14 protein-coding genes and 1 pseudogene are annotated in these 12,907 nt (G+C 63.8%); 9 read left to right on the forward strand and 6 right to left on the reverse strand.

Translation table 11 applies throughout. From position 1 onward, the window contains the following. The first annotated feature begins 6 nt into the window (after positions 1-6). Genes EPD81_RS08645 through EPD81_RS08655 form a run of 3 tightly spaced genes read left to right on the forward strand, consistent with a single transcriptional unit; the run spans position 7 to position 2,372 of the window. A complete protein-coding gene (locus EPD81_RS08645) occupies positions 7-582 on the forward strand; it encodes an NUDIX domain-containing protein (RefSeq protein WP_221929280.1) in 576 nt (191 codons plus the stop codon). Further along, positions 579-1,826, forward strand: a complete 1,248-nt coding sequence (locus EPD81_RS08650; RefSeq protein ID WP_142805044.1) for a 6-phosphofructokinase — start codon at positions 579-581, stop codon at positions 1,824-1,826. Before EPD81_RS08645 ends, EPD81_RS08650 begins: the two co-directional genes overlap by 4 nt. Positions 1,827-1,877: 51 nt before the next feature. Then, the gene (locus EPD81_RS08655; RefSeq protein WP_142805045.1) at positions 1,878-2,372 is read left to right on the forward strand and encodes an outer membrane protein assembly factor BamE; all 495 of its coding nucleotides are present in this window, start codon (positions 1,878-1,880) and stop codon (positions 2,370-2,372) included. Positions 2,373-2,387: 15 nt separating this feature from the next. Here EPD81_RS08655 and murJ read toward each other — a convergent pair whose 3' ends face one another. Beyond that, a complete protein-coding gene (murJ, locus tag EPD81_RS08660; protein WP_142805046.1) occupies positions 2,388-3,941 on the reverse strand; it encodes a murein biosynthesis integral membrane protein MurJ in 1,554 nt (517 codons plus the stop codon). A 72-nt stretch (positions 3,942-4,013) separates the two neighbouring features. On the opposite strand from murJ, the gene rpsT reads away from it, so the two are divergent. Then, on the forward strand, positions 4,014-4,277 hold the full coding sequence (rpsT, locus tag EPD81_RS08665; RefSeq protein WP_142805047.1) for a 30S ribosomal protein S20: 264 nt from the start codon (positions 4,014-4,016) through the stop codon (positions 4,275-4,277). A 45-nt stretch (positions 4,278-4,322) separates the two neighbouring features. Here the strand turns inward: rpsT and EPD81_RS08670 are convergent, their stop codons facing one another. Beyond that, entirely contained in the window at positions 4,323-4,655 is a 333-nt protein-coding gene (locus EPD81_RS08670) for a DUF3579 domain-containing protein (protein ID WP_142805048.1), read from the reverse strand. Between the two features lie 157 nt (positions 4,656-4,812). Here EPD81_RS08670 and EPD81_RS08675 point away from each other — a divergent pair, with 157 nt between their 5' ends. After that, positions 4,813-6,402 (forward strand): peptidylprolyl isomerase, encoded by a 1,590-nt coding sequence (locus EPD81_RS08675; protein WP_142805049.1) that lies wholly within the window; start codon positions 4,813-4,815, stop codon positions 6,400-6,402. Positions 6,403-6,446: 44 nt separating this feature from the next. Here EPD81_RS08675 and EPD81_RS08680 read toward each other — a convergent pair whose 3' ends face one another. After that, a complete protein-coding gene (locus EPD81_RS08680) occupies positions 6,447-7,238 on the reverse strand; it encodes an enoyl-ACP reductase (protein ID WP_142805050.1) in 792 nt (263 codons plus the stop codon). 216 nt (positions 7,239-7,454) lie between these two features. Next, positions 7,455-7,901 carry an SsrA-binding protein SmpB gene (gene smpB / locus EPD81_RS08685; RefSeq protein WP_142805051.1) on the reverse strand — a complete coding sequence of 149 codons (447 nt, stop codon included), beginning with the start codon at positions 7,899-7,901 and terminating at the stop codon, positions 7,455-7,457. Positions 7,902-7,972: 71 nt separating this feature from the next. On the opposite strand from smpB, the gene EPD81_RS08690 reads away from it, so the two are divergent. From EPD81_RS08690 to guaA, 4 genes are read left to right on the forward strand one after another with little or no spacing between them, the layout of a single operon-like run. Beyond that, complete coding sequence (locus EPD81_RS08690; protein ID WP_142805052.1) at positions 7,973-8,416, forward strand: type II toxin-antitoxin system RatA family toxin; 444 nt, start codon at positions 7,973-7,975, stop codon at positions 8,414-8,416. Then, positions 8,409-8,705 carry an RnfH family protein gene (locus EPD81_RS08695; protein ID WP_221929281.1) on the forward strand — a complete coding sequence of 99 codons (297 nt, stop codon included), beginning with the start codon at positions 8,409-8,411 and terminating at the stop codon, positions 8,703-8,705. The genes EPD81_RS08690 and EPD81_RS08695 overlap by 8 nt, the downstream gene beginning before the upstream one ends. A 54-nt stretch (positions 8,706-8,759) precedes the next feature. Then, positions 8,760-10,220, forward strand: a complete 1,461-nt coding sequence (gene guaB / locus EPD81_RS08700; protein WP_142805054.1) for an IMP dehydrogenase — start codon at positions 8,760-8,762, stop codon at positions 10,218-10,220. Positions 10,221-10,224: 4 nt separating this feature from the next. Then, positions 10,225-11,793, forward strand: coding sequence for a glutamine-hydrolyzing GMP synthase (gene guaA / locus EPD81_RS08705; RefSeq protein WP_142805055.1), 1,569 nt, complete (start codon positions 10,225-10,227; stop codon positions 11,791-11,793). Between the two features lie 26 nt (positions 11,794-11,819). Here the strand turns inward: guaA and EPD81_RS08710 are convergent. Together EPD81_RS08710 and EPD81_RS08715 are read right to left on the reverse strand one after the other, a co-directional pair. Continuing rightward, positions 11,820-12,417 (reverse strand): annotated as a pseudogene (locus EPD81_RS08710) (integrase core domain-containing protein); the annotation flags it as partial. 60 nt (positions 12,418-12,477) lie between these two features. Continuing rightward, positions 12,478-12,882, reverse strand: coding sequence for a hypothetical protein (locus EPD81_RS08715; RefSeq protein WP_142805057.1), 405 nt, complete (start codon positions 12,880-12,882; stop codon positions 12,478-12,480). Positions 12,883-12,907 lie beyond the last annotated feature (25 nt).

A 12,907-nucleotide genomic window follows, 5' to 3' on the forward strand; every position in this document is an offset into this window, starting at 1 on the left:
CGAGGCGTGCCCGTGTCCTCGGCCGACGACCTCCTGCGCGAGCGGACGCTGGCCTCGGACACGGTATGGGAAGGAAGTTTTCTGCGCGTGCTGCGCGATCGCGTGCGTCTCCCCGATGGGCACGAGACGACGCGCGAATATCTGCGCCATCCTGGCGCCGCGGCGATGATCGCGCTCACCGACGCAGGCGAAGTGGTGCTGGAACGCCAGTTCCGCTATCCCCTGGGATGCAGCATCGTCGAGCTGCCGGCAGGCAAGCTCGATGCAGGCGAACCCGCGCTCGATTGTGCGCGGCGCGAGCTGGAAGAGGAGACTGGTTATACGGCCGAGCACTGGGAAGCGATCGGGCGCTTCCATCCCTGTGTCGGCTATTCCGACGAGGTGATTCACGTCTTTCTCGCCCGCGGGCTGCGTGCCGGTCGCCGTCGTCTCGATCATGGCGAATTCCTCGAAGTGCTGCACTGGCCGCTGCCGCGCCTGTGGCAGGCGATCTTCGCCGGTGAGATCATCGACGGCAAGACGCTCTCGGCGCTCCTGCTTGCGCTGCCGCGGCTACGTGCGCTCGGGCTGTCCACACCATGAGCGCGCTCCTCTACGCCCAATCGGGCGGAATGACGGCGGTGATCAACGCGAGCGCCGTGGGCGTGATGCGCGCCTGCGCTGCGGCGGGGGTGTCGTTTCTCGCCGCACGGCACGGCATCCTCGGTGTGCTCGAAGAGGAGCTCGTCGCGCCCGGTACGCTCGATTCTTCCGTGCTCGCGCGCATCTCGCGCACGCCGGGCGGGACTTTCGGCTCCTGCCGTTTCGACTTGCCTCCGCTCGATGAAGCGCCAGCGCTCCACGAGCGGCTCTTTGCCGTGCTCGAGGCGCATGAAGTGCGCTGGTTGCTCTACAACGGCGGCAACGGCTCGATGGATACGGTGCGCCAGTTGCACCTGAGCGCGCAACGCCTGGGTTATCCCCTCACGGTGGTTGGTGTGCCCAAGACCATCGACAACGACCTTCTCGGCACCGATTTTTCTCCCGGTTATCCTTCGGCGGCGAAGTATCTTGCCACGAGCTATCTCGAAGCGAGCCTCGATCTGGCCTCTCTTTATGTGCGTAAGCCTCGGCTCTTCGTCATGGAGACGATGGGGCGCAACGTCGGTTGGCTCGCCGCCAGCACCTCGCTCGTGCAGCGGTTCGCGCCCGACGAAGGGCCGCACCTGGTGTTGCTGCCGGAGACGCCTTTTCGTCCTGAAGCGGTTTTCCCTCGCGTGGAGGAGGCGCTCTCCCGCCTCGGTTTTTGCTCCCTCGTCATCGCCGAAGGGGTCAAGGACGAAACGGGGCGACTGCTGTCGATGCGCGGGGTGGAGGAGGGGCGCTACGTGCAACTCGGCGGGGCGGGAATGGCGCTCGCGCAGCGGCTTGCGCAGGAATTCGGTGTGAAGTATCACGTTGCCGTGCCGGATTATCTGCAGCGGGCCGCGGCGCATTGGGCAAGCCCAGTCGATTACGAGGTGGCCGCTCGCCTGGGTGAATTCGCCGTGGAAACGGCGCTCGGGGGCAGTTCGGCGGTGATGGTGGCGGTGGAGCGCCTCGACGAAGCCCCTTGCCGTCATCGGTGCGTGACGGTGCCGATCGATACGCCGGCCAACCGCGAGCGAGGCTTTCCGCCCCAATGGATCGATACCGCCGGCTGTGGCGTAAACGAGGCTTTTTCGCGCTGGCTCTTGCCCCTCATCGAAGGAACCTTGTCTACCCCTTGCCGTGGTGGGTTGCCGGACGTGCATTTGCCTGTCTGGGAGAGCCTGCCGAAGCGCTGTACGCCTTGGTCCATGCCTTGATCGGATGGCGGGACTATAATTTCCTTGAGACTATGGAGACAGGAGACGAGGATGCGCGCCCGGTTATTGCCCGTCGTTGTCATCGTTGCGGTGCTGCTGGGGGCATGCACCACACCGCTCATCCATACGCCCGTCTTCGAGACGGAGGCGCAGCTCCTTGCCGCACGCGGTTCGCCCACGCGGGTTTGGGAAAATCCCGACGGCACGCGCACCCTGGAATACGCCACGCAACCTTATGGTTGGACCTGTTGGATGTACACGGTGGATGCTGAGGGGCGTATCGTCGAGCAGTACGATGCTCTTGCGCCCGAGAACCTGGAGCGGGTCAAGCCGGGTATGACCAAGGCCGAGGTCTCCCGTATTCTGGGGACGCATCGCCGCGAACGTTACTTCAGGCTTTCGGGCGAGGAAGTGTGGGACTGGAACATCAAGACCGAGTGGCGCGGGGTGCTCTTCACACTTTTCAACGTGCATTTCCGCAATGGCGTGGTCGAGCGCACCAGCGTGAGCTACGTCTATGGTTGGCTCGATCCCGACGCGATGTAGGCGCACCGTGCCTCGTCACGCACCGCCTTGGCGGCGGAACTCGGCCAATCTCATCCCCAAGGCGTAGAGCGTGCCGAAATAGGCGAGGCCGCAGGCGGCCAGGAGCACAGAAAGCCATAGGGCGCGTTCGAGGGAGGGTAGATGGGGCCAGTCGCCAGCCATTTGCGCCCCGATCCAGGCGATGGCTCCGAGCACGATCGTAGCCGACATGACTCGGAAAAGAAATTTTCCCCAGCCCGGCAGGGGGCGGTAGGTGTTGCGCTGCCACAACCCTCGCAGCAGCAGCGCCGCATTGAGCCAGGCCGCGAGACTGATCGACAGCGCCAGACCCGCGTGCGCGAGCTGCAGGACGAAGACGAACACCACGTTCATGGCTTGAGTGGCCACGAGCGAGATCACGGCGATTTGCACGGGCGTGCGCACGTTTTGTTGGGCATAGAATCCCGGGGCGAGGATTTTTACGGCGATCAAGGGCGTAAGCCCGATGGCATAGGCGAGGAGCGCGCGGCTGGTGGCTGCTACGTCTGGTACCCCGAAGGCCCCACGCTGAAAGAGGGTGCTCACGAGGGGTTCGGCCAGCAGGGCCATGCCCGCCGCTGCGGGCAGCGTGAGGAGCACCGTCAGGCGAAGTCCCCAGTCGAGTAGAGCTCGGTAGTCTGCTTGGCTGGCGCGCGCGTGGGCTCGGGACAGGCTCGGCAAGAGGATGGTGCCGAGCGCCGCTCCCAAGAGCCCGGCGGGAAACTCCATGAGGCGATCTGCATAGTAGAGCCAGGAGACGCTGCCGCTGGGTAGCAAGGAGGCGAATACGGTGTTGATGAGCAGCGAGAGCTGGGCGACCGAAACCCCGAGTACGGCTGGGGCCATGAGCCGTAGCACGCGGCGCACGCCTTCGTCGCGCGGTGCCCAGTCCCAACGAGGCCAGATGCCGATCCGCCGTAAGGCAACGGCGTGAATCAACACCTGGGCGAGTCCCCCGACGAGCACGGCCCACGCGAGCGCCTTCACCGGCACGGAGAAGAGGGGCGGGCCAGCGAGCACGAGCGCCGTGAAAGCGATGAAGGAGATGTTGAGCGCCACAGGCGTGACTGCCGGTACCGCGAACCGGCCCCACGTGTTGAGGATGGCCGAAGAAAACGCCACCAGGGTCATGCACAAGATGTAGGGAAAGGTGATTCGCGTCAGCGACACGGCGAGCGCGAAGGTTTCGGGCTGAGCGAGGAATCCGGGAGCGGAAACGGAGATGAGGACCGCGGCGGCGAGGATTCCCAAGAGCGTTACGGCGCTCACGGAGGTGAAGAGCAGGGTGAAGATGCGATCGATCAGCGTTTGCGTGGCGCGAGCGCCGTGGCGCTCGCGGGTGTGCCCGAGCACCGGCACGAACGCTTGGGAAAACGCCCCTTCGGCAAAGAGCCGCCGCAAGAGATTCGGCAGTCGAAAGGCGACGAAGAAGGCGTCGGTGGCAGGGCCGGCACCGAAGACGGCGGCGATCAGAAGGTCGCGCACGAAACCGAGGATGCGGGATGCCAGGGTAAAGCCGCTGACGGTGGCCAGCGCGCGCAACAGATTCATCGTGTTGGTTGCATCGGAATGGCGGAAAGGCTAAAATTATAGTTTCTTCCAAGTATTTCGGGGTTGAAGGACATGGCCAACACGGCTCAAGCTCGCAAGCGCGCCCGTCAAGCGCTCAAGCGCCGCGCGCACAACCGCAGTCTGCGCTCGCGTCTGCGTACCGCGATCAAAGCGGTTCGGCGGGCGCTTTCCGCTGGTGACAAGCAACAAGCGCTCGTTGCTTTCCAGTCCTCTCAGGGTGTGATCGATTCGATGGCTGGCAAGGGCATCATTCACAAGAATGCCGCTGCACGCTACAAGAGTCGGTTGATGGCGCGGATCAAGGCGCTCGGCTGAGAAGTCGCCCGACAGGGATCGCCACATCGGTGCGAAAAAGGCAGCTCAAAGGCTGCCTTTTTCATTTTCCCGCTCGCCGCCGTTGGAAATCGAGGATTCTTCTTCGAGGAATCTTAGCTGAAGGTCGTTGTCTTTGGCGAAATTGAGCAAGAAGTGGTAGGCGAGCGGTTCGATGTCGTAGAGACGGGCGTCGACTCGTACGGTCTTGGCGCCGTTTTCGTCGGGGCCGGGTTGGACGTAGGGGGAATAGCGCATCTTGTGGTCGGCGCCGAACTGCGACATGATGCCGCACAGGCGTTCGGCCCAGTCGCTGGGGCGGAACCGTTTGCCTTCGGAAGTGAGCCCGATGATCAAGAAATTATGTACATTGGGTTTCATGGATGGCCTGCCAAATTGTCGTCCCGGCCTCGAACAGAAAAAGCCATTATAGCCCAGCCCGCCACACCCCCACTCATCCAAAGTTTGATGCGATAATCGCCCTTTCGTTGCAGGGGCGCATGGCCGTCCTGCGCTCATCGTAAAGGAAGGCGGTTCCATGTTCGAGGTCATTCGCAAGAAGAAACGCATCGCCCAAGGCATCCTGCTGTTGTTGATTCTGCCTTTTGCTTTCTTTGGAGTCGAGCACTACTTCTCCGGCGGGCCCAATCGTCTGGAGGTGGCCAAGGTAGGGGATACGGTCGTGACCGTGGCCGAATTGCAGCGCGCACTGGAAGATCGTACGGCGCAATTGCGTCAGCAGTTCGGCGCGAACTTCGACGTGCGCATCGCACGCGACCCCGCCTTCGTCGAGATGATACTGCGCGAGCTCATCGAACGTCGTCTGATTCAGGCCGAGGCTGCCCGGGCGCGGGTGGTGGTGACGCCCGAGACCTTGCAGCGCGCGATTGCATCCTTCGAGGTGTTCCAGCAGGACGGTCAATTTTCCTACACGCGCTATGAGACCGTGTTACGAGCGCAGGGACTGACTCCCAAGGCGTTCGAAGCGATGCTCGCACAGGATCTCGCGGTCCAGCGTCTGGTGGAGCCGATCGCGCAGGGGGCCATCGTTCCGCGCGAACAAATGCTGCAATTGGTGGCACAGCAGCTCGAAGAGCGTGAAGTGCGCGTGGCGGTACGTACGGCGCTGCACGAAGCCGATCCCGCTCGCCTCTCGGAGGATGACTTGCGTGCCTACTACGAGGCGAATGCCTCGCGCTACGTCGAGCCGGCCAAGGTCCGGCTGCAATACTTGCTCGTCGATGAAGCAGAGATCGGACGGTCGCTGACGCCGAGCGAGTCCGACTTGCGCTCCCTCTATGAGCAGGCGCCAGAGCTGTTTCGCGATCCGGCTACCCAGCAACTACGGGCTTTCGCGGACGTGCGAGAGGTGTTGGCCGATTCCTGGCGCGCTCGCCAGGCGAGGGTACGCTACGGGGAGCTGCACGAGGAGCTGGGTAACGCCGTGTTCGAGGCGATCGACCGGCTCGATCCGGTGGCCGAACGTTTTGGTCTGGAGATCCACGAGACGGGGCTCGTTCCTCTGCAGGAAGTCGAAATCGCCGGCGTGAAGAGCGACAAACTCATCGCGGCCCTTCAGGAAGCGCAAGCGAAGGAAGGACAGAATCTCGATCCGATCGAACTCGCGCCGGGCAAGCTCGCCGCAGTGCGGGTAGCCGAATACGTTCCGCCGAGGCAGATGACGTTCGACGAGGCGCGCGAGCGAGTGACCCAGGATTTGGCGCGAGAAAAAGGACGAGAGCGGCTGCGCGAGCTGGCGCCGCTATGGCTGGATCGGCTGACGCAGGGCGAAGCGCTCCCCGAGCTGTCCTGGCAGTCCGCGCGTAGTGTGACCCGGGCTTCCAGCGTGTTGCCTCCCGAGCTCGTCGATGAGGTTTTCAGGGCCGTTGCGCCTTGGCCCCGTTACCTTGCTTGGGAGGCCGAGAACGGTGATCATTGGTTCGTACGGATCGAGGGAGCGCGGCGTCCGCAATTACAGGCAGACGACCCCATGGTGCGTTTTGCCGGCGAGCGCATCCGCTCGGTGGTAGGCAACGTCGAGTGGCGCGCCTGGCTGAGAACGTTGGAAGCGCGCCACCCGGTAGTGATCCGCCGTGAGGCGCTGCAGGCGCTCACGACGGCACAATGACCCTGCGCTGGTAAGGCCCGGCGCAGCAGAAGCTCATTGCCGGTTTACTCCTGTTCGGGATTGCCGAGCGCAGTGGTGTTGAACCCCCCGTCGACGTAGAGAATTTCGCCGGTGATGCCGCTTGCCAGATCCGAGCAGAGGAAGGCGGCGGCATTGCCCACCTCTTCGATGGTGACGTTGCGCCGCAGCGGGGCATTGTGCTCGTTGAAGCGCAGCAGTTTGCCGAAACTGCCGATGCCAGAGGCGGCCACCGTTTTGATGGGACCGGCCGAGACGGCATTGACGCGCGTGCCTTCGGGCCCGAGGCAGGCAGCCATGTAGCGCACGGCCGCTTCCAGGCTCGCCTTCGCCAGCCCCATGATGTTGTAGTTGGGCATGGTGCGCACGGCGCCAAGGTAGGTGAGGGTGAGGAGCGACCCGTTTCGTCCCCGCATCATCGGCCTGGCGGCTTTGGCGAGCAAGGGAAAGCTCGCTGCGCTCACTTCCTGAGAGATGCGAAAGGCTTCACGGGTGAACCCATCGAGGAAATCGCCATCGAGCGCTTCGGTGGGGGCGTAGGCGATGGAGTGCACCAGGCCGTCGAGGCCGTCCCAGTATTGACTGATCGCCGTAAACAGCCCTTCGATTTGCGCATCGTCGGTGACGTCGAGCGGGAAGACCAGCTCCGAGCCGAATTCAGACGCCATCTTGCGGATACGTTCCTCGAAGCGTTCGTTCTGGTAGGTGAAGGCAAGGATGGCACCTTCGCGGTGCATCGCTTTGGCGATGCCATAGGCGATCGAACGGTTGCTCATCATCCCCGTGATGAGGATCTTTTTGCCGGTGAGAAAGCCCATTGGGTGTGCTCCGTCATGGTTATCTTATGGCGGCGATTATACGGCAAGCCCGAAGGGGCATTCGTATCGGCGCCGGTGAATCGTACGTCGTGCGGTCCGATCGCGTCGTTATGCGGGTTCGGCTGCTCGGCCATCTTTGTGATTTGTCTTGCGTTCCGTGCCTCGGGCGCCTTGCTCGGCAAACGCGCGTAGCGGTTTTCGTGGCGTCCGTGATCCTCAACGCTTCTCGCGCATCAGGCGTGCCTTCTCGCGCTGCCAGTCACGTTCTTTCTCGGCCTCCCGTTTGTCGTGCAGTTTCTTGCCCTTGGCCAGACCGATCGTCGTTTTGATGCGGCCGCGGGAGAAGTGCAGATCGAGGGGTACGAGCGTATAGCCTGCGCGTTCTACCTGGCCGACGAGGCGATCGATCTCGCGCCGGTGCAGCAGCAGTTTGCGGGTGCGCGTGGGGTCGGGGTGGACGTGGGTCGAGGCACTCGCCAGCGGTGTGACGTGCATGCCGAGCAGGAAGATCTCGCCGTCTTTGACGATCACGTAGGCCTCTTTGAGGTTTACGCGGCCAGCGCGGATCGCCTTGACTTCCCAGCCCTGTAGCTCGATGCCGGCCTCGAACGTCTCCTCGATGAAGTAATCGTGGCGTGCCTTGCGGTTTTCGACGATGCTCATGGACGACGTTCCGGTGAAGTGCTGGGGTAGAATCGCCCAATTATAGGTGAGCAGCCGGCGAAAGGGCACGGATGGCCGAAGTCCACAAGCGCGTCTTGATCGATTCCCCAGCGGAGACGATGTTCGAACTCGTCGACCGTTGCGAGGACTACCCCGAGTTCCTGCCCTGGTGTGGCGGGGTCGAGCTGCACCGACGCACGGATGCGATAACCGAGGCGACGCTGCACGTCGATTTCCATGGCATCAAGACCCACTTTACCACGGTCAACGAAAAGGAATTCCCTCTTCGCATGCGCATTCGCCTCAAGGAGGGGCCTTTTCGCCGCCTGGAGGGAGAATGGCGCTTCGTGCCGTTGGGGGAGCAGGCCTGCCGCGTGGAGTTCGACCTCTCCTACGAATTCTCGTCGCGCGTGCTGGAGAAGGTGCTGGGGCCGGTGTTCAATCGCATCGCGGCCACTTTCATCGATGCCTTCGTGCGCCGGGCTCGTCAGATCAAGGGGGAAGGCAGTGGCTGAACTGCGTATCGAGCTCGTCTGCGCCCCCGCCCCGAGGGTGATCGATCGGGTATCGCTCGTGTTGCCTGAAGGGGCGACGGTGCGCGATGCCGTGCTGCGCTCGGGGGTGCTCGAACGGCATCCGGCGTTGCAGCGAGACTGGGAGCGCGCGTGCAGCCTCTACGGCCGGCTCGTACCGCCGGAGATGCCCCTTGCCGAGGGTGACCGGCTGGAACTCACTCGCGCGCTCATCGCCGACCCGAAAGCGGTGCGCCGGCGTCGCGCCCGAACGTCTCGCAACAAAAACTAGCCCTCTCGAAGCTGCCTCGCCGGTATAATTCCGTTTTGGTCTAAGGACTGTACCATGCGATTGCTGAAGAAAGCCCTCACCTTCGACGACGTCCTCCTCGTTCCCGCCCATTCTGCCATTCTGCCGCGCGACGCGGACCTCTCCACCCGGCTCACGCGCGACATCCGCTTGAATCTGCCGCTGGTGTCCGCCGCGATGGACACCGTCACCGAAGCGCGCCTGGCGATCGCGCTCGCCCAGGAAGGCGGCATCGGCATCATCCACAAGAACCTCACGCCCAAGCAACAGGCGGCGGAAGTCGCCAAGGTCAAGCGTTTCGAATCGGGCATTCTCAAGGATCCGGTGACCATCCCGCCGACGATGACCGTGGGCGAAGTACTGGCGTTGACGCGCCAGCTTGGGGTCTCGGGGCTGCCGGTGGTCGAGCACGGCAAAGTGGTGGGCATCGTCACCAACCGCGATCTGCGCTTCGAGACGCGCTTCGAGGCACCCGTGTCCGTCATCATGACCCCGCGTGAGCGGCTCGTCACCGTGCCAGAAGGCTCTTCGCTCGAAGAGGCGAAGGCGCTGATGCAGCGTCACCGCCTCGAACGCGTGCTGATCCTCGACGAGCACGATACGCTCAAAGGGCTCATCACGGTCAAAGACATCCAGAAATCGAGCGAACATCCCCTCGCCACCAAGGACGAACACGGTCGCCTGCGCGTGGGGGCGGCGATCGGCGTGGGCCCCGGGACCGAGGAGCGCGCCGAGTTGCTGGTGGCCGCCGGCGTGGACGTGCTGGTGGTCGATACGGCGCACGGCCATTCGCAAGGGGTGCTCGATCGCGTGCGCTGGGTCAAGCGCACCTATCCGCAGGTGCAGGTGGTGGGCGGCAACATCGCCACCGCCGAGGCGGCGCGGGCGCTGCTCGATGCCGGCGCCGACGGCGTGAAAGTGGGCATCGGCCCGGGCTCGATCTGCACCACGCGCATCGTCGCCGGAGTGGGCGTGCCGCAGATCACCGCCATCGACGACGTGGCCGCGGCGCTGGCTGGCACCGGCGTGCCGCTCATCGCCGACGGCGGCATCCGCTATTCCGGCGACATCGCCAAGGCGCTCGCGGCCGGCGCCGATGCCGTGATGCTGGGCAGTCTCTTCGCCGGGACGGAAGAGGCGCCGGGCGAGACGGTGCTCTACCAGGGGCGTTCCTACAAGGCCTACCGCGGCATGGGCTCGCTCGGAGCGATGCAGCAAGGCGCGGCCGACCGCTATTTCCAGGACGCGAGCGCCAACGTGGAGAAATTGGTGCCCGAGGGCATCGAAGGCCGGGTGCCCTACAGGGGTCCGGTGAGCGCGGTGATCCACCAGCTGGTGGGCGGCGTGCGCTCGGCCATGGGCTACCTGGGCTGCCGCACCATCGCCGAGCTGCAGGAAAAAGCGCAGTTCGTCGAGATCACCGCCGCCGGCGTGCGCGAATCGCACGTGCACGACGTGCAGATCACCAAAGAAGCCCCCAATTACCACGTCGAATGATCCCATGACCCGACACGACAAGATCCTGATCCTCGATTTCGGCTCGCAGCTCACCCAACTCATCGCCCGGCGCGTGCGCGAGGCGCAGGTCTATTGCGAGATCCATCCCTTCGACGTGGGCGAGGACTTCATCCGCGCCTTCGCGCCCCAGGGAATCATCCTCTCCGGCGGGCCGAATTCGGCCTACGCGGCGCTCGATTGGCGCGCGCCTGAGATCGTTTTTGCGCTAGGGGTGCCGGTGTTGGGCATCTGCTATGGCATGCAAACCATGGCCGAGCAGCTGGGTGGCAAAGTGGCGGCGAGTGGCAAGCGCGAATTCGGCTACGCCCAGGTCCGCGTCACCGCACCGAACCGCCTCTTTGGATCGCTCGCCGATCGCCGGGACGAGGAAGGGCACGCGGTGCTGGAGGTATGGATGAGTCACGGCGACAAGGTGGTCGAGTTGCCTCCGGGTTTCACCGTGATCGGCAGCAACGAGTCCACTCCCATCGCCGCCATGGCCGACGAGGCGCGCGGTTTCTACGGTGTGCAGTTCCACCCTGAAGTCACGCACACGCTCAAGGGCAAGGAGATGCTCGAGCGCTTCGTGCATGAGATCTGCGGCTGCGGACGCGATTGGACCATGCCCGATTTCATCGGCGAGGCCATTGCCCGCATCCGGGCGCAGGTCGGTGACGAGGAAGTGATCCTGGGGCTCTCCGGCGGGGTGGATTCGTCGGTCGCCGCGGCGCTCATCCACCGCGCCATCGGCGATCGGCTCACCTGCGTCTTCGTCGACAACGGCCTGCTGCGCCTCAACGAGGCCGAGCAGGTCATGGCGACATTCGCGCGCAATCTGGGTGTGAAGGTGATCCACGTCGATGCGAGCGAGCGTTTTCTCTCGGCGCTCGCTGGCGTGGCCGACCCGGAGCAGAAGCGGCGCATCATCGGGCGCATCTTCGTCGAAGTATTCCAGGAAGAGGCGGCGAAGCTGCCGCGTGCGCGCTGGCTCGCCCAGGGTACCATCTATCCCGACGTGATCGAATCGGCCGGAGGCAAGACGAAGAAGGCGGCGAGCATCAAGAGCCACCACAACGTGGGGGGGTTGCCCGAGACCCTGAACCTGAAGCTCCTCGAGCCGCTGCGCGAGCTCTTCAAAGACGAGGTGCGGGAGCTGGGCATCGCCCTGGGGCTGCCGCACGACATGGTCTATCGCCATCCTTTCCCCGGACCGGGGCTGGGGGTGCGTATCCTCGGGGAAGTGAAGCGCGAGTACGCCGACACCCTGCGCCAGGCCGATGCGATTTTCATCGACGAGCTGCGCCGCGCCGACTGGTACGACAAGGTGAGCCAGGCGTTTGCCGTGTTCCTGCCGGTGCGCAGCGTCGGCGTGATGGGGGACGCCCGCACTTACGAGCACGTGATCGCTCTGCGCGCGGTGCAGACGCAGGATTTCATGACAGCGCACTGGGCGGAGCTGCCGCACGCGTTGCTTGCCCAAGTGTCGCACCGCATCATCAACGAGGTGGCTGGCGTCAACCGGGTGGTCTACGACATTTCCGGCAAGCCGCCAGCGACGATCGAGTGGGAGTGATTCAGCACTGGCTTTCCGTCGGTGCGTCATTCCTGAATTGACGTTGATCCCCGAGCACGTCGCACAGTTCGGGCAACGCAAACGCCTTGCCTTGTGCTGCTGTCAGGCCCCGAACGATTACGTGGCATTTTTATGAAAAGTTCCGGTTTTTCTGCGTACCATTTTTTCATGGCCTCGATGGGGGTGATATGCCCCAGGGCCTTCTGGGGGATGTGGTGATTGTACAGCCAGACGTAGCGCTGAATCGTCGCCTCCAACGAGGCTCGGCTGTCGAAGCGGTGGGTGGCAAGCACTTCGCTGATGCGGTCGTTGAGCCATTCGACCATGCCGTTCGTCTGCGGGCGTCGAGGTTTGGTCAGCCGATGTTCGATGCCGAGCGCCTGGCACGGTTCATCGAAGGCATGCGTTCCCGTAGGAGTACGCTCGCCGCGAGTGATGAAGCGGTCGGTGAACTCCTTGCCGTTGTCGGCGGGAATCGTACGCAGGCGAAAGGGGGCGGCCTCGAGGAGCGAGCGCAGGAAGGCGCCGGGCGTTGGCGGCCGTCTTCTCCGGGTAGATGGCGTTGAGCTCCCAACGCGTGGCTCGGTCGATCGCCACGAAAAGGTAGCGGCGCTTGTCCTCGTCAGGGGGCGACCCGGTGTCGGCCTCAGTGCCTTGCGGAACAACGGAGTCCCGTGCAGCCGTTCAACCATGCCCGATGCGCTCCCACTTCTCTTTGAAGCATTCTCGGTCGTAGCTAATTGGTTGAAGCCAGAATGAAACACGGCCATCTTTCTCGCCTCGGTGGGCAAGTTCTTTTACCTCGGACGGTAGGAGGATAAAGGCAGACGGGGACGAAGTGACTTTGTTCACAATGACCCAGACATCGCCCATGACCTTTTCCAAGGACGTGCCAAGGGGAACGGGGGATCGCTTGCTCAGCGCCTTGACCTGAATGGCGAGCTTGCGGGTTGCGTCCCGACTGTAGGCGATGATGTCGACGCCACGGGCGTTCCGTGCCGTGGGCATAACGTTCCACCCGAGCAGCGAGAGGTGGTAGCAACAGTAGTAGAGGCCGGCGTTGCCGGTGAGCTGGGAATCAAGCGCCATGTAGTGAGGTCCAACGTGGAGGTCA

Origin of the sequence: Tepidiphilus sp. J10 (assembly GCF_006980785.1) — a bacterium.
Classification (GTDB): Bacteria; Pseudomonadota; Gammaproteobacteria; order Burkholderiales; family Rhodocyclaceae; genus Tepidiphilus; species Tepidiphilus olei.

What these genes read in the sequence shown, in the direction of transcription:
- EPD81_RS08650 (WP_142805044.1), top strand. Translation starts at nt 579, where the DNA reads ATGAGCGCGCTCCTCTACGCCCAATCGGGCGGAATGACGGCGGTGATC.
- EPD81_RS08655 (WP_142805045.1), top strand. Translation starts at nt 1,878, where the DNA reads ATGCGCGCCCGGTTATTGCCCGTCGTTGTCATCGTTGCGGTGCTGCTG.
- murJ (WP_142805046.1), bottom strand. Translation starts at nt 3,941, where the DNA reads ATGAATCTGTTGCGCGCGCTGGCCACCGTCAGCGGCTTTACCCTGGCA.
- rpsT (WP_142805047.1), top strand. Translation starts at nt 4,014, where the DNA reads ATGGCCAACACGGCTCAAGCTCGCAAGCGCGCCCGTCAAGCGCTCAAG.
- EPD81_RS08670 (WP_142805048.1), bottom strand. Translation starts at nt 4,655, where the DNA reads ATGAAACCCAATGTACATAATTTCTTGATCATCGGGCTCACTTCCGAA.
- EPD81_RS08675 (WP_142805049.1), top strand. Translation starts at nt 4,813, where the DNA reads ATGTTCGAGGTCATTCGCAAGAAGAAACGCATCGCCCAAGGCATCCTG.
- EPD81_RS08680 (WP_142805050.1), bottom strand. Translation starts at nt 7,238, where the DNA reads ATGGGCTTTCTCACCGGCAAAAAGATCCTCATCACGGGGATGATGAGC.
- smpB (WP_142805051.1), bottom strand. Translation starts at nt 7,901, where the DNA reads ATGAGCATCGTCGAAAACCGCAAGGCACGCCACGATTACTTCATCGAG.
- EPD81_RS08690 (WP_142805052.1), top strand. Translation starts at nt 7,973, where the DNA reads ATGGCCGAAGTCCACAAGCGCGTCTTGATCGATTCCCCAGCGGAGACG.
- guaB (WP_142805054.1), top strand. Translation starts at nt 8,760, where the DNA reads ATGCGATTGCTGAAGAAAGCCCTCACCTTCGACGACGTCCTCCTCGTT.
- guaA (WP_142805055.1), top strand. Translation starts at nt 10,225, where the DNA reads ATGACCCGACACGACAAGATCCTGATCCTCGATTTCGGCTCGCAGCTC.
- EPD81_RS08715 (WP_142805057.1), bottom strand. Translation starts at nt 12,882, where the DNA reads ATGGCGCTTGATTCCCAGCTCACCGGCAACGCCGGCCTCTACTACTGT.